The 19930-nt window shown below is 49.8% G+C and carries 13 protein-coding genes; 6 read left to right on the top strand and 7 right to left on the bottom strand.

Features of this window, described 5'->3' with window-relative positions; all coding sequences use genetic code 11:
• The first annotated feature begins 125 nt into the window (after positions 1 to 125).
• Positions 126 to 2813 (top strand): glycosyltransferase, encoded by a 2688-nt coding sequence (locus CYPRO_RS15640; RefSeq protein ID WP_114985502.1) that lies wholly within the window; start codon positions 126 to 128, stop codon positions 2811 to 2813.
• 330 nt (positions 2814 to 3143) lie between these two features.
• On the opposite strand, the gene CYPRO_RS15635 is transcribed toward CYPRO_RS15640, so the two are convergent.
• Complete coding sequence (locus tag CYPRO_RS15635) at positions 3144 to 3479, bottom strand: hypothetical protein (RefSeq protein ID WP_114985501.1); 336 nt, start codon at positions 3477 to 3479, stop codon at positions 3144 to 3146.
• A gap of 373 nt (positions 3480 to 3852) precedes the next feature.
• Between CYPRO_RS15635 and CYPRO_RS15630 the strand changes: the two genes are divergently transcribed.
• The 3 genes from CYPRO_RS15630 (at position 3853) to CYPRO_RS15620 (ending at position 6964) form a co-directional block, all read left to right on the top strand.
• Positions 3853 to 4959 (top strand): M20/M25/M40 family metallo-hydrolase, encoded by a 1107-nt coding sequence (locus CYPRO_RS15630; protein WP_240644785.1) that lies wholly within the window; start codon positions 3853 to 3855, stop codon positions 4957 to 4959.
• Positions 4946 to 5926, top strand: a complete 981-nt coding sequence (locus CYPRO_RS15625; RefSeq protein WP_240644784.1) for a glucosyl-3-phosphoglycerate synthase — start codon at positions 4946 to 4948, stop codon at positions 5924 to 5926. Before CYPRO_RS15630 ends, CYPRO_RS15625 begins: the two co-directional genes overlap by 14 nt.
• 120 nt (positions 5927 to 6046) lie before the next feature.
• Positions 6047 to 6964 carry an HAD family hydrolase gene (locus CYPRO_RS15620; RefSeq protein WP_114985500.1) on the top strand — a complete coding sequence of 306 codons (918 nt, stop codon included), beginning with the start codon at positions 6047 to 6049 and terminating at the stop codon, positions 6962 to 6964.
• Between the two features lie 340 nt (positions 6965 to 7304).
• On the opposite strand, the gene CYPRO_RS15615 is transcribed toward CYPRO_RS15620, so the two are convergent.
• Complete coding sequence (locus tag CYPRO_RS15615) at positions 7305 to 9401, bottom strand: T9SS type A sorting domain-containing protein (protein WP_114985499.1); 2097 nt, start codon at positions 9399 to 9401, stop codon at positions 7305 to 7307.
• 552 nt (positions 9402 to 9953) lie between these two features.
• Here CYPRO_RS15615 and CYPRO_RS15610 point away from each other — a divergent pair.
• Positions 9954 to 11630 (top strand): DEAD/DEAH box helicase, encoded by a 1677-nt coding sequence (locus CYPRO_RS15610; RefSeq protein WP_114985838.1) that lies wholly within the window; start codon positions 9954 to 9956, stop codon positions 11628 to 11630.
• A 139-nt stretch (positions 11631 to 11769) separates the two neighbouring features.
• Here CYPRO_RS15610 and CYPRO_RS15605 read toward each other — a convergent pair whose 3' ends face one another.
• On the bottom strand, positions 11770 to 12666 hold the full coding sequence (locus CYPRO_RS15605; RefSeq protein ID WP_124245645.1) for a hypothetical protein: 897 nt from the start codon (positions 12664 to 12666) through the stop codon (positions 11770 to 11772).
• A 13-nt stretch (positions 12667 to 12679) separates the two neighbouring features.
• Complete coding sequence (locus CYPRO_RS15600; RefSeq protein ID WP_114985497.1) at positions 12680 to 13216, bottom strand: DUF2911 domain-containing protein; 537 nt, start codon at positions 13214 to 13216, stop codon at positions 12680 to 12682.
• Positions 13217 to 13450: 234 nt separating this feature from the next.
• Here CYPRO_RS15600 and CYPRO_RS15595 point away from each other — a divergent pair, with 234 nt between their 5' ends.
• Positions 13451 to 14659, top strand: a complete 1209-nt coding sequence (locus CYPRO_RS15595; RefSeq protein ID WP_114985837.1) for an NRAMP family divalent metal transporter — start codon at positions 13451 to 13453, stop codon at positions 14657 to 14659.
• A 301-nt stretch (positions 14660 to 14960) separates the two neighbouring features.
• Here CYPRO_RS15595 and CYPRO_RS15590 read toward each other — a convergent pair whose 3' ends face one another.
• The 3 genes from CYPRO_RS15590 to CYPRO_RS15580 all read right to left on the bottom strand — a co-directional run bounded on the left by CYPRO_RS15590 (position 14961) and on the right by CYPRO_RS15580 (position 19486).
• Complete coding sequence (locus CYPRO_RS15590; protein WP_114985496.1) at positions 14961 to 16244, bottom strand: acetyl-CoA hydrolase/transferase family protein; 1284 nt, start codon at positions 16242 to 16244, stop codon at positions 14961 to 14963.
• Positions 16245 to 16866: 622 nt separating this feature from the next.
• Complete coding sequence (locus CYPRO_RS15585) at positions 16867 to 17379, bottom strand: fasciclin domain-containing protein (RefSeq protein WP_114985495.1); 513 nt, start codon at positions 17377 to 17379, stop codon at positions 16867 to 16869.
• A gap of 397 nt (positions 17380 to 17776) precedes the next feature.
• Positions 17777 to 19486 (bottom strand): fasciclin domain-containing protein, encoded by a 1710-nt coding sequence (locus CYPRO_RS15580; protein ID WP_114985494.1) that lies wholly within the window; start codon positions 19484 to 19486, stop codon positions 17777 to 17779.
• Positions 19487 to 19930 lie beyond the last annotated feature (444 nt).

Raw genomic sequence — 19930 nt, 5'->3', positions numbered from 1 at the left:
ATTTATGTATTGAAGGCTTGATGAAAATCTTTCTATCTTCTGAGGCAGTTTTGTCAGCAGAATGTTAACCTCTCTAAACGTTTGTTGCTCTGAGTATCCAAGATAAAGTACGATCTATATTTAGCATGAATCCAAAAGCTTCAGGCACGTCAGCAGCGCAGGGGCAGCCTGAGTGCTGCTGTGTTTTTGTGTTTTATAATCAGGAGCATGAGGTGGAACACCTGCTCCAGCCGTTTCTTGAAGCTTTGGCAGTGCTGCCTTTGCAAATTTTGATTTATGATGACGGCTCAACAGACGGCACCCCCTTTGTCATAGAGTCACTTATTGGTCAGGCTGAATCCGATCACATCATTTTCCACAAGCACGACCTTCGGCGTGGTATTGGGCAGTGTCTCAACCTCGCCCTTGAAGACTGCAGCACAAAAGCTTTTTACTATGTAGATAAGCACTCCACGCTAAAAACAGAGGTTTTTGCTTCTCTGCTGCGGGAGTTGTCTTTTAGTCAGGCGGCATTCACGTTTCCGGCCAGCAACCCTGCACTCGATCCTACGCAGCTTGCCATCAAGCATGCCAGTAAAAAGAAGGTCCCGGCCTCCATCAACTATATAATCCGGAAGGATCGCATCCGCCCGGATCGTTTGTTTTTCAATCCGTTTCTGCATAACGGACATTCTGCAGAAATGCTGATGCGTGCAGGGGTTTCCGCAAAAGCACTCGAAGCCCCAACGTTTTTTCAGTTGTCTTATAATGAGGAAGTTTATTCAGACCTCACTACACAGGATTCCCGGCTTATCATGTTTCACTCTCAGCTGAGTGATTCTGAGGTGAGGGGGGTAGGCAGCAATGAAGATCCGGATTTGCTCTACGAGAAGGCTGAAGCCCTGAAATCAGACGGACGCATTGCTGCGGCCCTTGAGCTGTGTGATGATATCCTGAAACGCTTTCCGGGCCATCAGAATAGCCTCAGACTTTCCGTAGAGTTGCTCAAACGCCTCAAAAAATATATTGAAGCTTCTGAGCGGTCCAAAATGATTGGTCGGGATGTGACCCGGGATGAAAAGGAATCAGCGCCCGAAATTGACAACGGTGATTCAACTGGCAACAGCACCGAAGCTCCAACTGATGCGGCTGAATCAGAACCCGAATCAGATATCGATCAGACAAGCGGGATTAAAACAGAACATACATCCGGTGCTGAAGACGGCACAGGCAGCCATATTCCCGAACCTCAGACAGCGACAGCAGCAGATGACGATGGCGATGAAGAGACAGAAGTTGGATATGATGAAGATCCTGCGGTGGATGAGCAAGCAGCAGGCCGTGAAGAAACAGATACCTTACCTGAACCAGCGGGGATCGCTCAGGAAGCAGTGAAAGAATCAGCGGCCGAAACAGATTCTGACGCTGAAACCGAAACCGCTAATCCCGAAACGAAAGCGTTTGAAGAAGACGCAGGAACAGAGCCCTATGCCGATACCGATACCGCTGCTCAGCATGATACAGGTGCTGAAACCAAGGAGGAGCCGGAAGCTCCTTATGAGCGGCCAGACCATTTCAGGCACAGTATTGTTGTGCCTGTTGCTGGTTTTGCGATGCAAGCCTTCGAAGACCTCGTCACCTGTCTGCATAACTTTTGCGATCCGTCTGATACGGAGCTCATCATTGTAGATAATGCCTGCCTCGATGATACCTGGGAATATCTGCAGGAGATGCAGGCACATCACTTTTTCCATGTCCGCATCATTACCAATACGGTCAATAAAGGGGTATCACATGCGCTAAATCAGGGCATTCAGGCCGCAGAAGGTGACTATGTGGTTGTGATGCATGCGGATGTCACTTTTAAATCTGATGTTGTCCGGCAGCTGAGTACCATTCTTGAGCATAATCCGGAGGCAGCTCTTGCAGGTCCGGTAACCACAAATGCGATGCAGGAAGAGCAGGTCAGGGCAGTGGCACAGAACCCTGAAGAAGTTTTGGAAACAAATTGGGTTGATGGATTCTGCCTTGCTATGCGTGCAGCCGATGAGAATCGCTTTGATGAGCGGTTTCACTTTGCCTGGTACGAAACGACAGATTTGTGTTACCGAAAGCTGGATGAAGGCCACAAAATTCTTATAGCCACCGGGGTATTGGTGAATCATGCATACGGCACCTTTACAAGACAACTTGGTGTATCGCTGTACTCAGATGAGTTCCTGAGAAGTCTTGATGTTTTTACGCAGAAATGGATTGGAGAGGCAGAAGTGCCGGAGTTAAGCGACGCGCATCCGCTTGAGCAAATTTGGCAGCTTGGTGAAACGGTAGACCCGCTTAAGCCATCCAAAAAAATCCAGGAAAAAATCAATGCACTACTGACCGACAGGCTTGCTACTGAGCTCAAAAACCTTCAGGACGTTACGGACTACGACCTGCGCAATTTTATCCGGGCCCTGATGGCCGTAAACAACCGCGGGCTCATGCGTGATCTTGAGGAGCTCCTGAGTAGCCTGCCGGATCCCGGGTTCGGTGTTGAACTGCTGGCTTTTTATTACCGCAATCAGATTTTTTCCCGCTGCCGCAAATATATAGATATGCTTCAGGATCAGCTGCCGCATGTTGCGCTGATGTACGCACTGCGCATAGCCTGGAAGGAAAATGATATTGAAACGGCCTCAACCCGTCTTGCCGAATATTTGGAGGCGTATCCCGCCTCAGCTGAAGCACATTTCATAGCTGCAAAACTCTACGAGCGGCAGGGTGGTACAGAGCAGGCCGCGGCTTTCATGGAACGTGCACAAACTCTGGATCCTTCTGTAAGCGAAGAGTCCTGAATTCTATATCAGGCATGATAAAATGATACCCGGGGCTGCATCGGGGTCCTGATGAAGGCTTGGGTTTTTAATCAATATTGTTTTACTGCACATCAAGGGTAGGTCAAATACATATGAAGTCTGATAAGGCATTCTGTAAGTACGACAAGAAGTATATCCGCGAAAACCTGTCTTTTTTCGCTGAACTTGCAGCTAAGCCCGCATATATCTGCCGAAAGTGTGCCCGCGCGTCTTCTCAGAAAAACACCCTCTGCCGCCCGGTTAAGCTTGATAAAATTGAAGTATCCTGAGGTCAGTCGGTTTGTCTCATCATGCACAGCGGCAACTGCGCTATTCCGTCTCCGCTGTAAGGCTTGTGCTTGTCTGGGGTTCAGTCCCGGGCAGGGCGTGTGACTGCGGGGATTCAATGGCAGGCGGGGGAGACTGATCTCTCAGCTCACTTGAGAGGCGGTAAAGTCCGGCTGCAACGAGCAAGGATATCAGCATGGTTACCAGCAGCATAACCAGCATGATGGCCTGGGTTGAGTTGGGCGGCAGCCCGTAGTTATGCTGTTTGAGCAGGATGAGCATAGCTGCAGCTGCACACACCGCAACAAAAACGAAAAAACCAATTAGCAGCCAGGCTGACTCGAGTTCTACAGCGGCAACAACCGGTAATATTTCCATAACAAGCGCTTGTTAATTTTCAAAAAGCCCAAAGTTAGGGATTGCCCGGCAGACCGCATAACCAAATGCTTATTTGGATTTCACCTGCATTTCGTTATTTTAAGGCGCCTTGCGGCTACGGACGTTAATAGTTTGGGTAACACATTGCTGTGGGTCAAAATTATTAGTCAAAAATACCCTGAAACTATAAAAACAGATTTAAAGCTTGCAGAGTCGTCCGATCCGATAAGTATTCATTTCTGCACAATACGAAAGCTCGCAGCGCTTCACTAAACAATCTATTCATTACTCGTTCTATATGACACCATTTGAAAATCCGATTCTTGATGCTGTAATACAGGAAATGCCCGGATTAATCAGCAGTACAGGGTCTATGAGAGAGATATTGCTGGCCAATTTGGCAATGCTCGGCGAGGTGCCTTCTCCAAGTTTTAAAGAAGAAAACCGAATCCGCCTGCTCCTTGACCGCTTTACCGAACTCGGGCTTAGCAAAACCTCCATCGACGAAGTCGGAAACGGCGTCGGCGTGATTGACGGACAGGGAGGCGATAAGAATATCATGCTTGTAGCGCATGCTGATACCATCGTACCTGAAACGGTCAATCATACATTCACCATCACGCCTGAGGAAGTTATTGGTCCCGGTGTTGCAGATAACAGCCTGGGTGTTGCTGTGTTAGCTACCTTGCCCTACATCTTTGAAAAAATTGGATATAAGCCAAACAACAACATCATCCTTGTTGCCGGCACCCGAAGCCTGGGCCGGGGAAACCTTGAAGGCCTACGCTTCTTCCTTTCAAACGGGAAAATGCCGGTAAGCTATGGAATCTGCGTTGAAGGGGTACGACTGGGCAGGCTTAGTCACAAATCAATTGGTATGCTGCGCGGCGATATTACCTGCCGCATACCCGAGCAATACGACTGGTCCCGCTTTGGTTCGTCGAGTGCCATCCTGACTCTGAATGAGGTAATCAATAAAATCAATGATATACGCTTGCCCAAGCGTCCGAAGAGCAGCGTTGTGATGGGTTCGATTGAGGGTGGTAACTCCTACAATACCATCACTACTTATGCGCGTCTTAAATTTGAAATCCGTTCGGAATCGGCTGAGCTGACCCGCGAAATCGCTGATCGTATCGAAGAAATTACAACCGAGGTGACTTCCGGACACAGCGAAACCGTGGAGCTCGATATATTTGCCCGCCGTGATCCGGGGGGAATTGCCTTCTCACATCCGCTTGTAAGGTCAACCCGCAAAATTATAAAATCGCTGGGTGTAGAACCACACCTTGCGCCATCAACATCGGAGCTTGTGGCCTTTATCGACAAAGGGATTCCCGCTGTTACCCTTGGTATCACCGACGGGAACCGCATGGGCGAAGCCAAAGAATCAATTATGATTGAGCCTGTTTATAAAGGGCTCGCCCAGCTAATTGCAACTATTAAAGCTATTGACGGAGGCGTTTGTGAGCACAATTAAATCGTGGATTAAACAAAATACCTATCACCATTCTGATTTTTGGGACATCAAAAAGATGGTGGAGGAAAAAGAGCGGCAGGGGCTTACCATTTCCCTGTGTCTGCCAACCCTGAACGAAGAAACCACAATCGGAAAAGAGGTTGTACTCTTTCGGTCAGAGCTGATGAGCCGCTATCCGTTGCTGGATGAAATTGCCGTAATTGATTCCGGCTCAACGGATAAAACCCTTGAGATTGCAGAGTCTTTCGGCGCCGATACCTATCTTGCCGCTGATATTTTGCCGCACCTTGAGAAGAAAAAGGGAAAGGGTGAAAACCTTTGGAAATCCATTTATCAGCTTAAAGGAGATATCATTGTTTATGTGGATGCGGATATCAAAAACATTCATCCCCGTTTTGCATACGGTCTGATCGGCCCGCTCATTTACCGGCCGGAAGTCAAGTATGTGAAAGGGTTCTATGACCGGCCGTTGACCCTGTCGAATGTCACCCGGCCATCGGGTGGCGGACGTGTAACGGAAATTCTGACGCGGCCTTTGTTTTCTCTGTTTTTCCCTGAGCTTACAGCTATTATTCAGCCGCTTTCCGGCGAATACGCTGTGCGCCGCGGGGTACTTGAGGAAATCGCTTTCCCGATCGGGTACGGGGTTGAGACGTCTCACCTGCTTGATGTGTACGGCAAGTACGGCATGGAAGCCTTTGCGCAGTGTGATCTTGATCAGCGGATTCACGATAACAAGACAACCCGCGACTTAGGCAAGATGTCATTTGGTATTCTGCAGACCTTCCTGACAAGAGGGAAAGAGATGGGCATTCTGGATACGCATAAAGATTATGAGACGGTTTTCCGGCAGTTTCAGGCCGTCAAAAACGAATATGATGTTGTTGAACATCATATCGTAGAGGATGAGCGTCCGCCTATGAATACCATCCCTGAATACCGACAAAAGTATAATCTTGACGGATAATCATATCGTCTCATTAAGCGGTAAATAATGCCGTTTTTCACTAATTTGAAGAGCCTTGCAACATGTTTGTGAGGCTCTTTCATCATAAAAAACAAGCACGCATAAAAAAGCGCCGATTCTATGACCACCGCATTCACGCTCCGACAAAAACTGCTTCGCCGTATTCTGGAACTTTCAGCCGCGATGGAACCTGAGCCTACTTACACCCCGCCCGTGCTGCGTAAACTGCCCGGTATAAAAGCCGTTGCGTTCGATTTTTACGGAACCATGTTTATGTCCGGTACGGGAGATACCATCATCGATGATCCCAAAAATGAAGAGGCCGTAGCATTCGAGGCGGCTTTTGAAACCATGTTCCCTGATCTTGCTGAACAGCCCGAAGCCAATGAGGGTGTTCAGGTTTACAAACAGGTGATACACGATCATAAAGCGGCCATGAAAGCGGAGGGGGTTGACTATCCGGAGGTGCAGATTACGGAAGTCTGGCGTGATGTTATTAGCCGGCTGCGCGGCTCCGGTACGGATGGACTGCCCGAAAACCCGGATCAGGAGTTGCTCGAAGAGCTCACCATTGAGTTTGAAATGCGCAACAACCCCACCTGGCCCATGCCCGATCTCAGGTCCACGCTTGAGGCGCTGGAGGGGAAATCACTTAAGCTTGGAATCCTTTCAAACTCTCAGTTCTATACACCGATGATTTATGAGGCGCATATAGAAACGGAGCCGGATCAGGCTTACTTTGATATCAACCTGTGTATCTGGAGCTATGAAGAGCGGCTTTGCAAACCATCGCTGGATTTCCACAAGCGGCTTAAAACAGCATTCGATGCGCATTATGGTATCAAGCCGGAGGAGGTGCTGTTTGTTGGCAATGATATGCTGAAAGATATTTATCCCGCACATCATTTTGGGTTTAAAACGGCGCTTTTTGCAGGTGATCAGCGCTCGCTGAAATGGCGCAAGGATGACGCAAGGGTTTCGGATATTACCCCGGATCTCACCATCACACGGCTTTATCAGCTGGTGCAGTGTTTGTAGTTACGCTGTACTGCGAAACAGCTCAGGCGGGCTGTTCCCCGGTTTTATTGCAACCAAAAAAAGGCGCTTTCGGAGGGCCTTTTTTGGTTGATCAGATTGTTTTTTTGAGTGGATGTATTCGTACCCCGGGTTTCCCGTTGCGATTGGTGATCAGCCACGGGATTTTGTTGCAGCTCCCCCAAAAAGCAAGGGGCTTATCTTAGGTTTGGGGTTTATGATCTGCCCCGGCTGACAGTGATGTTCACGGAGTTTCCCCCAAAAAAAGAAACAGGAATAGCTGTGCAGCGCGGGTCAGTATACCTGAGATCAAAGCTGTTTGCTGCACGTACTTGCGGATTGCTTATTTGATGAGCGTCATTTTTCGGGTGAGTACCTGATCGCCGGCCTGAAGCCTGTACAGGTACAGGCCGCTTGCGAGTCCGTCGGCTTCGAAGTAGATCTGATGCTGACCGGCAGTGCGGGTGCCGTTTACGAGAACGGCTACGCGCTGACCGGCGGCGTTGTAGAGCTCAAGGCGAACGTCAGCGGTTTCGGGCAGCTCGTAGGCGATTATGGTACCGGGGTTGAACGGGTTAGGGTAGTTCTGATAAAGTACAAAGCTGTGCGGTGACTCGTGTTCTCCGGCGCTTGTATCGTGCTCGTCTTCATTGTTGAAGAATACGACCGGCAGTATCAGGTCGGGTTCGAGGTTGAATTCGCGGTTTCCGTTTTCGCCGGGACCGACTTCACCTTCCCAACCGTCGTTGGGCAGCGGGCGGCCATCGCCGGATTCAATATAGAATTTGTAGGCGATGAGGCTGCCCGGGGTTTCGTCTATGGCAAGGGTGAGACTGTAGATACCGGGAACATCATCCGATACCGGACTTAGGGCGTTTTCGTCGCTTACAGACCAGTCATTGAAGGTGCCGCGCACGTGAATCCGGTCTTCAAGGGCGGGGTCAAAGTTGCCTTTTAGTTTTTGGATGCTCATGTCAACCTGAAAGGTGACTTCGGGCAGCGGGTCGGGCTCAGGTTCGTCAATGGGGCCAAGGCTGCCGTCGGCCTGAAGGTTTTGTCCGTAGATGCCGCGCACGCCGCTGCGCTCGTCTTCCCAAACGAAAAAGAGTTCGTCGCTTTGGGCACTGACGACCCGAAGGCGGTTTTTGCCGGAGCCATCCGGTGCAAGTGTCGTATTTTGGAAATCCCAGACAAAGTCGCCGTTGCTGTCTAGTCTTGCGGCCTGAAGATCAGCCTGACCGAAGGCGGCAGAGGTCATGTAGGCTACAAGCGGATCGCCGCCGATAAGCGCTGCCCGGATATTCCCGACGTTGGTGCCGCTGAGCGGAATGATGGTGCGGGCATTGTCACCCCACTCAAGTGTGCCGGTGCCGCTCACACGCTGTCCGTACAGGCCAAATTGGTTTTGGTTGCCGCTTGTTTCACGCCAGAAAACATATATGTCGTCGCTGTCTTCATCGTGTACAAAGTCGGGGTCGGTGCGCAGCTGCATGGTGTTGGCGGAAAGGGGCAGTCCGTTTGTCTGGAAGCGGAAGCTGCCGTCGGCTAATACCTGCTGCAGGTAGGTCTGAAGCGCGGGCTGACTTTGGTACCAGCTCACGATCATGCCGCCCGCTCCGTCTGCCCGCATGTCCGGGAAATTGCCAAGCTGGAGAGAGCCGCTGACCATGATATCGACCCGTGATGCTCCCCACATGCGGGTGCCGTCTGCGGCATATTTTTGTGCCGAAAGGAGACCCGGTGTTGCCGGTGAGCCGAAGGTCCGGAAAAGGACGATAACTTCGCCGTTGCTTTCGGGGGCGTCTGAAGCGACAATGTCAGACACAGCGAGTGCGGCTCCGGCGGTTTCCTGATGGCTCCATACGACTTCACCATCGGCGTCGAGCTTCACAATGAAGGACGGACCAGCACCGGTGTAGGCTACAACGTAGCTGCCGTCGGAAGTTGCGGCAATGGCAGGCGAGGCTAAGAAGTCGGCCGGGCCGGAGACGTCGATACCAAGTTCGCCCCAAACAGCGGTGCCTTCTGGGCTTATTTTGGCGGCTGTAACACGTACGCTGCCCCGCCGGTCGTCTCTGAAAGAGAGAACAGCGTTGCCCTGCGCGTCAACTGAAAGTCCGTAATCCTGTGTGCTTGAAAAGCCCCGGGCGGCAACCCGGATGCCGTTGGAATCCCATAGTAGGTTTCCGGCAGCGTCAAGGCGCTGCAAAAAAACGTGGTAGCCGCCCAGACCCGAAAGCTCAAACCAGCTCACGTAGGCGCCGCCGTCAGCCGGATTCATGGCAATAATGGGTTGGACGGATTCGAAGTTTTTCAGGGAAATCACCAGGTTTTCATCCGGATTTTCGCCCCATTGCGCAAATAAAGTTGCGGGGAAAAAGAACAGAAGTACTGTGACAGTAAGTGCGGTCAGTGTTTTTCTTGAGACAGGTGAAGGCATAGGTACAAAGTAAATTATGGACAGGTGATCAAAAAATGCGGTTCAGAAAAACCCCTTTTCTGAACGGAAGTATGAAGGTACATCAACTGTATGCTCACTCTGCAAGTGAGATGAAGCATGATGCCGGAATTAAAAACTGAAATATTACTGAATATACCCGGCGTTATGGACATCGCAATTTACCAACTGTAACGTTTTGTTGCAGGCAATTTTTGAGGGCGTTTTTTTCTCTTTCTGCGAGGTCTGTATTGTGCGTCGTATTTGGTGAAAATTAAGTGTATATTGAAAACTTGCTGGTTTTTCGCAGACACCGGGTACCTGTTCAGACAGAATAATCCGGGAGCGCAGTTCAGAAACCTGATAAGAGACACTTTTGCAATAGCGGGCATCGGGTCGGGTTAGGAACAGCACTATGGGGAGCATCCGTATGAAGCCCGGGCGTCACGCACTATGATGATGACCAAGCCTTTACCCAGACAGATGCATCAGTAGTAACACACTTTGCAGGAATACCAGGCCCGTTTTCCTATTTATCTTATCAGAAATATTTTTATGTCAGTCCAAACTTTTGCTGAGCTTGGTCTCAGTGATGACGTGCTTGAAAGTCTTCAGAAAATGGGGTTTGAAGCCCCCACTGCAATTCAGGCACAAACCATTCCCCTTTTACTCAACGGGCACGATGTGCTCGGTCAGGCACAGACCGGTACCGGTAAAACCGCCGCTTTTGCCATCCCTGCCATTGAAAAAACAGACGCTTCCCTGAATGAAGTTCAGGTATTGATTCAGTGTCCGACCCGTGAGCTTGCCATTCAGGTTACCGGCGAAATTCAGAAATTGTCTTCCTATACCGGCGGCCTGAGGGTTGTACCGGTATATGGCGGTCAGCACATCTCCCATCAGATTAAAGCCATCAACCGAGGCGCACAAATTGTAGTAGGCACACCGGGCCGCACTATTGATCACCTTAAACGGGGTACGCTCAAGCTGAATCATCTCAGCATGGTCATCTTTGATGAGGCCGACGAAATGCTGAATATGGGTTTCCGTGAAGATATGGAGGAAATTCTCACCTACAAGGATCAGGCACGTCGCGTGCAGATGCTTATGTTTTCGGCTACGGTACCCAAGCCGATACGCGAAATTATGAAGCGCTTTATGGTTGATCCGGTGAGTATCACCATTGAACGCTCACCAGTCACGACGCCTGATATCCGGCAGTACGTGGTTGAAGTGCGCGATTCTGTGCGTGTTGAGGGTATCGCCCGGCTGATGGATGTGAACAACTATAAGCTCGGCCTTATTTTCTGCAACACCAAAGTTGCAACGGAAGAAGTTTCGCAACAGCTGCAGTCCCGAGGGTATTCGAGTGAGATTCTCAACGGCGATCTTTCGCAGGGGCAGCGCGATAAGGTAATGCATAAGTTCAGGAGCGGATATATCGATTTGCTGATCGCAACCGATGTTGCCGCCCGCGGTATTGATGTGGATGATGTGGATGTGGTCTTTAACTACGATATCCCGCAGGATCCCGAACAGTATGTGCACCGTATCGGCCGCACGGGCCGCGCCGGGAAGTCTGGTACGGCCTATACTTTTGCTTCAGGCCGGCGCATGCGCAGCATTAAGTTCATCGAACGTATCACCAAGAGTGCGATTGAATCCGTGCGTATGCCGTCCCTGAAAGATGTGAAAGAATCACGCATGACCCTTCAGCTTACTGAGCTGGGTGAAGTGCTTGCGAAGGGAGGGCTCAAGCCCTATATCGAACAGGTTGAAGCACTGAGTGAAATTAGTTATTCATCTGTTGAAATTGCGGCTGCATTGCTGAAGATGCGGATGGAAACGCTGGAAAAAAACCGCTCAGATTTTAATGAAGACACCGACTTCTCTCCGGAGCCGGATTACCGGGAAGACCGTAAATTCAAAAAAGGGAAGAAAAACCGCGATAAAGGCCGCAAGAAAGGAAAAGGGGATTTCGTAGATTCCCGCGACGATTCCAATATGCAAACCCTTCGCTTTAATGTGGGGCGTAGTGACAAGGTTCGTCCGGGTGACCTGGTAGGTGCCATTGCCGGAGAATCCGGTATTCCGGGATACACCATTGGTCACATTGACATTCAAAGTAATTTCTCTTTTGTGGATGTACCTTCCGATAAGGTTTCGCTTATCATTGATAAAATGGGGAAAGCGCAAATCCGGAAAAAGAAGCTGAAAGTGAAACCGGCCTGAGTTTCATAAGTACCATCATAAAAAAAGCCTTCCTGATGCATGTGGTCAGGAAGGCTTTTTTTATGATGGGGCAGGTTGTTCATCAATAAAATAAATCACAGTTAATGAAGCCGGCCTGCGGAGGTGAGTTCAGCTTTAATCAATCAGTCTTGTGTGAGGTATTCATGACCGCTGTGAGGCGGTTCTCAGCATTAACGAGTACTTCAGAAAGAATGTTGTGAAGGGTCTCGGTGTACCAAAGTCCCGCAGGACTGTTAAGGTGAGCTGCATAATTTTCGAGATCGCTAATTTCTGTATCACGGTAGGTGAACAACATATTGAGACGCACATAATCGCGCATTTGATTTTCAATCTGTGTTCGGATGAGCGCTGAGGTGTACTGAAAATCTTCTTCACCCATTCTGCGGTCTTCTGCAACGTTAACGGCCTGAACCGCGCGCATGACGTTGGCATATATGCTGTGCAGGATCAGAACCGTGTTTTCAAAAGTGCGGGTACCTTCGGCGATATCTTCAACAAGGCGTACGCGGGCTGCATTGCGGCTGCTGCGCGGATTGAAGCTTTCGGAAAAGTCGAGAAGCTCATCATCGGTAGCATTCACCTGCTGTTCTTCGGTCTCAAGAATAGCGCTGCCGCTGGGAGACTCTAAGAAGCGAATCACGGCTGCAGCCTGATCCACATCGAGATTTTGCCGGAGAAGGGTGCTAAAATCCTGCTTCAATACTTCATCATTGAAAGCTGCCGAAAGCCAGCGATGGAGCATGGTACGCTGCTCGGGATCTACGTTGGTTTCGGTGATGGTTTGCTCCATACTTAGCCAAACGTCAGTAAGGGCATGGTCAAAACCTGAAGCTTCCATGATGCGGTAATGCAGCGCGTCAGCGTCCGCATCCGCAGGGCTGTCCTGTGCGTCTGCAGTTTGCGGGCGGATGAGAGAAAAGCTGAGGAGCATTAGTGCCCAAATCCATAGACGACCCGGATTGAATCGTTTTGTTTGAAGACCCGGGCTTAAGTTGTTCCGAAAGGCTTCGGTCATGCGGCCCGTTATTTTATTTCCGGATCGGAAGCTCAACACGTGTGGTATCCCATTGGAAAATTAGCATGGCCGTCTCATCATTTTTATTATCGAGTGAGATGGTGAAGATTTCAGATTTCTCATCATTTTGGTTTACCGGCACCCTTGTTCTCAGCACATCGTAGCTCGCATTGTAGGCGTATGATCCCCACAGTCCAAGCTGTTTATTTAGGATGACAACCCACTCATCAGGGCCGGGTATGGTAAACATGGAATAGGTACCAGCCGGGAGCGGCATGCTGTCGAAGTAAACATCACCAGTGAGCGTAATTTCAGTCGATTCATTGGCTCCGGTCCGCCAGACTTCACCAAACGGCACGAGGGATCCGAATATCTGACGTTCCCTTACATAGGGGCGTCCGTAGATGACCTTCACATAAGTGTCGCCCAGCATGGTTCGGCTGAGGCCGATCGGACTTTGGCGCGGTTCAGGGAGGGATTGTGCCTTTACATCGGGAAGGGCAATAGTTACAAGCAACAGGCTAACAGCAAATAGTACAATAGTTTTCATATAGAGAGGTGAGGTAAATAATCAGCGCAGATTTTTTTTGCAGAAACAGGTTTCAAACAATCAAAATATCGCTTTTATTGCTTCATTAATTTATAAAATGGCGTGACCATGCTATCCGGAGGGATATACACAGGATCGTTATGATACATGAATCGCAACCAATAAAAAAATGAGGCTTTGAAAGAATCTGAAACACTTCGCCGGGTGCTGCTTGCTGTTGGTCCCGGCCTGCTGATGGCCGGTGCAGCTGTCGGGGTTTCGCATTTGGTTCAGGCAACCCGCGCGGGTGCCGATTACGGATTTGCCATCCTTTGGGTGCTGCTGCTTGCTGTCATTAGCAAATACCCTTTTTTGGAATTCGGCCCCCGTTTCGCTGCGGCTACCGGGTCGCACCTGATATCCGGCTACCGGCGCATGAGCGCTGTTGCATTTTGGATTTATGTGGGGATGACAGCCGGTACCATGTTCATTATTACGGCGGCGGTAACCATCGTAACTGCCGGACTTGCGGAACAGCTGTTTGCGATGGGCTGGACTAACTTTGGCTGGAGTGCCCTAATCTTCGGGATCTGCGCTCTTCTGCTCTGGTTTGGCCGATACCCCGGCCTTGATACATCCATGAAGGTCATCATCACCCTGCTCACCTTGCTGACCCTTGCCGCCGTGCTGATTGCATTTGGGGCCGGTGCGGGGACGGAAGCTGCAAGAACGGAGTCGCCTTCTTACTGGAATGCCGCGGGCATAGCGTTTATCATTGCATTTATGGGATGGATGCCGATTCCGCTTGATGCGGCGGTATGGCACTCCATCTGGACAGGCGAGCGCAGCAAACAGACCGGAAACAGGCCAACGGTTCGGGAAGCGCGCTATGATTTCGACATTGGCTATGGCGCTGCGGCCCTGATTGGTCTGCTGTTTTTCCTGCTGGGGACGCTGGTAATGTTTGGAAGCGGGGTTCCTTTCGCGGCCGGCAGCGTCGCATTCTCGGCACAGATTGTTGACCTTTACAGCCAAACCCTGGGCAGCTGGAGCGCCCCGCTCATATCGGTAGCCGCTTTTGTCACCATGCTGAGTACAACCCTTGCCGTTACTGACGCCTATCCGCGGGTACTCTCTGAGCTTTGGGCCGAGGTTTCCGCGGAGGGCGGGGAGTCGGCCATGCGGCTGAAGGTGTACCGTATCGGGCTGCTTGTGGTGCCGCTTGCCGCCCTTGGGGTACTGTATTTCACCGCTGATGCCTTTACGCTGCTGGTGGATTTCGCTGCAAGCCTTTCCTTTATTGCAGCTCCGGTCCTGGCCTGGTTCAACTACCGCCTGATTACCGGCGATCAGGTACCGCCTGAGGCGCAGCCATCGCGAGGGTACCGCATCTTTAGTCTTTGCTGTCTCGCGTTTTTGGTTGTTTTTACGCTGATTTGGTTTTACTGGCGGTTTTTTAGCTGAGTAAATTTGCTTATGTGCTTCTATGAAAAAAATCAGGCCTGAACCACTTGGATTCAGGCCTGTAGTAAATTCTTGCTGTTGCCCTTGGCATCCGGCAGGCTGGCAGAACTAAGAAACCGTATTTCTTTTGAACCGTTTTCGAATCTGCTTTTTGACTTTCGGGTCAAGTTTTGCTTTTTTCGATTTAATCAGTTTGCTAAAATCCCGAAGCTCTTCCGTTGTCCAGGGTTTGGATTTTACGGTAAAATCGACGCCTTTTGGTTCCTTAACGATAGCCATTTTATTTGCTGGATAAGAACCCTCACACCGTAATCAGCGTGTTAAACCGTTCGGAGGCTGCCTGCTCGAGCGCTTCACGGTGATCCGGGTGGGCGATACTGATCAGCGCCTGTGCCCGCTGACGCATGTTTTTGCCGTAGAGATAAGCAACGCCAAACTCGGTCACCACGTAGTGCACGTGCGCACGGGTGGTAACGACACCGGCACCTTGCTTCAGAAACGGGGTGATTCTGCTAATGCCTTTTGCTGTGACCGACGGCAGTGCAATAATCGGTTTCCCGCCTTCGGATTTTGAAGCCCCGCGGATGAAATCCATCTGTCCGCCCACACCGCTGTACTGATACATACCGATTGAATCGGCACAAACCTGACCGGTTAGGTCAATTTCGATGGCGCTGTTGATGGCCGTGACCTTCGGGTTCTTCCGGATTACGCCGGTATCATTCACATAGGCGATGTTGAGCATGGCCACAAGCGGGTTGTCATCAATAAAATCGTAGAGTTTTTGGGTACCCATCACAAAGCCGCTCACAATCTTGCCGGGGTGTACACGCTTTTTGCTGTTGTCGATTACGCCGCTTTCTACCAGCGGAATCACGCCATCAGAAAACATCTCGGTGTGAATGCCCAGATTTTTATGATTGGTCAGTGCAGCAAGTACCGCATTTGGGATTGCGCCTATGCCCATTTGCAGCGTTGCGCCGTCTTCTACAAGATCAGCGACATACTGACCGATTTTTGCTTCCTGATCGTTGGGTACGCCCGGTTCGTGACTGATGAGATACTCGTCAACCTCGATGGCGTAGTGAATCGCCGATTTATGGATGAGACCGTCGCCGTGCGTGCGCGGCATTTTGGGGTTAATCTGCGCGATGATGAGCTTCGCACTTTGAACGGCTGCCGGGGTGACATCTACCGAAGTGCCGAGCGAACAGTAGCCGTGCTTGTCCGGCGGGGAAACCTGAATCAGGGCAACATCAAGCGGGAGAATGTTTTTGGTGAACAATCCCGGGATTTCGCTCAGGAAGACCGGAATATAATCGCCGCGGCCTTCGCGGATCGCACGGCGTACGTTTCCGCCGACAAAAAGCGCATTGATATGAAAGCTGTCAGCCATTTCAGGCGCCGCGTAAGGTGCTTCGCCGTCGGTATGCAGGCTGATGATTTCAACATTGCGCAGCTCGGATGCCCGCGCTGACATGGCGTTTACAAGGTGCTGCGGTGCAGCAACTGCCGCCTGTATAAAGACCCGGTCATTCGATTTGATGCCGGCAACCGCCTCAAGCGGGTTTTGAACAATTTTCATGAGAAAGATGAATTGATGTGGGAAAAAGTGACCCGTCCGCAGCCTGTTAGCACCTGCTGTTTTCAGAAGGCAAACCGTAAGCCGTCATCGCGCTGACGTTATCTGCTGCGGCAGGGTAGATATAAAAATCGGTGATACTTCAGGGCCGTCACAGAGGAAAAAAACTCACACAGTTCAGGGTATATTGAATGGTATCTATAATCAAATATAGATATTATAATTATAAATTATCAAGCCGTTTTTTTCCGCCTGCCACAACTTTTCGAACCGGCAACAAGCGGCTAAACCAATCAGCATACCGTCATTTTTTTGAGGGAACAGCGATAACATGAAAGTCATCTGTGTGACTTCCTGCATCCCAAATCGTTTCGTAAGTTCTTGCTTTGGAGTGCAGAGTACAGAGTGCAGAGTAAAGAGTGAAGAGTAAAGAGTGAAGAGTGAAGAGTGAAGAGTGGAAAGTGAGTAGCTGTTTATTTCAGATACTAATTTATTTGACGGCATTTAGGCATTAACAGCCTGTAACCTAAAACTTTGAACGCTTCACTTTCTAAGTTTCCCCAAAAATAAAAAAGGGCACTTCTTACAAGAAGAAGCGCCCTTTAAGGGTTTTTGAAAATAGTGCTTAGAGTTCCGGAACGAGAACTGCGTCTATCACATGGATTACACCATTTCTGCCTTCTACATCGGCGGCGATAACGGTAGCGTTGCCGTTAATAACGACATTGCCGTCTACCACATTGACAGTTAAGTTCTGACCTTCGAGCAGGGTTGGGACTTCAATACCGTCGGTGATGTCCCCGGAAAGGACACGGGTATCAAGTACGTGGTAGAGGAGCACGTTGGTAAGCTGCTCAGGTGTGAGGGTTTCCACGACCTCAGCGATGGCCGCGAAAGCATCATTGGTGGGTGCAAATACGGTGAAAGGACCTTCGCCTTCAAGGGCAGCTACAAGCTCAGCGCTCTGAAGTGCTGAAACAAGTGTAGAGAACTCCTCATTGGCCACAGCAATCTCAACGATGGATGGCTCTACGGCATCGGCTGTGGTATCAGCGGCGGGGGTTTGATCATCAGCTCCACACGCTTTTAGAAACAGGCCGAAAGCGATTACAAGAATCAGAATTTTAATTTTGCTCATTATGATGAATATTTTGGTGGTTGTAGTTAAACTTCAAAGTTAGTGTGTGTTTAGAATGTCACTACACGCGCATTAAGTTCCTGCTTTCCTGAATTTTCATGACCAGGTAACGATTCGCGCAGCGTACAGCTTTTCTGATCAGCGGATTATTGAGTGATGATTTTCGGGGTATGGGTTTAAATCATGTATGCATATGTGCCCGGCGATGAAAACGCAGCGGGCTAAACATCTCACGCCTCACGCTGCACGCATCGCTCAAAGAGTAAGGAACACAACATCAATCGGGATTTCCGGAGCCGGCACTGAATCCGGTGCTGTGCATGGTGATTTTCCCAAATAAAAAAAGGCACCCCTTTTAAAAAAAGAGATGCCCTTTCAGGTCAAAAAGGTTGGATGCTTACAGCTCCGGAATCAACACTGCATCGATAACGTGAATTACGCCGTTGGTACCGTCAACGTCGGCTTCTGTAACGGTTGCGTCTTCGTTAATGACGACATTGCCGTTCACTACATTCACAGTTACACTCTGGCCATTGAGGGTCGGCACTTCTGCTTCGCCGGTGATATCGCCGGAGAGTACGCGGGTGTCCAGTACGTGATAGAGGAGTACTTCGGTTACCTGCTCAGGGGTAAGGGTTGGCAGGATATCAGCGATTGCGTCAAAAGCGTCATTTGTTGGTGCGAATACCGTAAAGTTCGCATCTTCGTCGCTCAAGGCGGTCACAAGATCAGCGTCAATTACGGCACCCACAAGGGTAGACAGGTAGTAACGCTTGATGGCATTATCAACCACGCTCCCAAATATGTCGGGGAGTAACACACCGTCAATGGCATGAATAAAGCCGTTTGAAGCTTCGATATCAGCAATGGTTACGGTTGCCGTACCATTCACGGTAACATTGGTGCCGTCAAAAGTGATGAAAATCGGCTCGCCACCCAGGGTTGCAACGGTTTGCTCAGGCTCAAGATCTCCTGAAGCGACGGCTGCTGCAATTGCGTGATAGGTCAGAATACCGGTGAGCTGATCAAGAGTCAGGCTTTCAAGCGTACCTTCAGGAAGACTTTCGAACGCATCATTTGTGGGTGCAAAGACGGTGAATGGCCCTTCACCGGAAAGTGCGTCAATCAAACCAGCCTGACCAAGCGCATCTACCAGTGTAGAGAAATCAGGATTACCAGCGGCGATTCCGGGGATGGTGTTGTCTTGTGCACCCGGAATCAGGACTGTATCGATAACGTGGATAACGCCATTTGTTCCCACATTGTCAGCTGAGATTACCGTTGCTGCATCATTAATCTGCACGGTACCGTCGGTGACGGTTACTGTGATGTCGGAACCAGCAAGGGTTGGAACAGTCTGCTCACCCTGCAGATCTGATGAAAGCACGCTTGTGTCAAGTACGTGATAGAGCAGCACATTGGTGAGTTCTTCAGGTGTGAGGGTCGGCAGAACGTCTGCAATGGCATCAAATGCTTCATTGGTTGGTGCGAATACGGTAAACTCGGCTTCAGCATCGGAGAGTGTTGGGGCAAGGCCGGCATCCACAACAGCTGAAACCAGAGTGCTCAGGAAGTAACGCTTTTGCGCATTATCAACGATGGTGCCAAAAGCATCGGGCAGCAATACCTGATTTACCGCATGGATTATGCCGTTGGAAGCGGTAATGTCAGCGGTGATTACACCCGCGTTGCCGTTAACCGTTACGTTTCCATTCTCAGCGGTGATGAACAGCTCCTGATCATTCAAAGCCGTTACGGTTTGTGTTGGCTGCAATGCAGTTGAAGGTACTTCAGCGGTAATCACATGATATGTCAGAATATCAGTGAGCTGCTCCGATGTCAGACTTTCGAGCGTGCCATCGGGTAGTCCTGCAAATGCATCATTGGTTGGCGCAAATACGGTAAAAGGTCCTGCACCTTCGAGTGCACCGACAAGGTCAGCATCCTGAAGGGCGGAAACAAGTGTTGAGAACTGCTCATTGGCCGCCGCGACTTCTACAATATTTGGCTCTTCCGGATCAATGGGAGAGGTTGAACTGCTGCTGTCGCAGGCTTTCAGAAAAAGGCCGAAAGCAACAAATAGAATCAAAATTTTAAGATTACTCATTGTGATGAATTAGTTTTTATGTTAGCAATTGAACTTCAGCAATGTAACACCCTTCCAAATACCCGTACCTATAGTGCAAGTTCCTGCTATTGAGTGTTTACATGTTTGAACAACTAATTCACCGCTTCGTTCAAAATACAATTTTATGTTCTTAAGCACATGTTTTTATTATTGATGTATTTTCCTGGAATGCGTGCGATTTATATACAGAATATCCATAGTGGATTCATCATATTTTACAAAACAAGCTTAGCGATGAGCTGATATAGCAAGCTTTGCCCGGCTTGTCAGACTGTTTGAAAGCAGCTGTATTTTCAGCATAATTGGTCGCACAATCCCGTTTATTTGCAGGCGCTGACCATCATGTTTGGGCTAAATCTCCCATCAAGGAATCAGGGACTTCTAAAAAGCTTACCTCCTCCGCATTATTGACGGTAAGATCTT

Source organism: Cyclonatronum proteinivorum, assembly GCF_003353065.1.
Lineage (GTDB): Bacteria > Bacteroidota > Rhodothermia > Balneolales > Cyclonatronaceae > Cyclonatronum > Cyclonatronum proteinivorum.
Note: the sequence above shows the minus strand (reverse complement) of the source record. Positions and strands in the feature narration are given on the sequence as shown.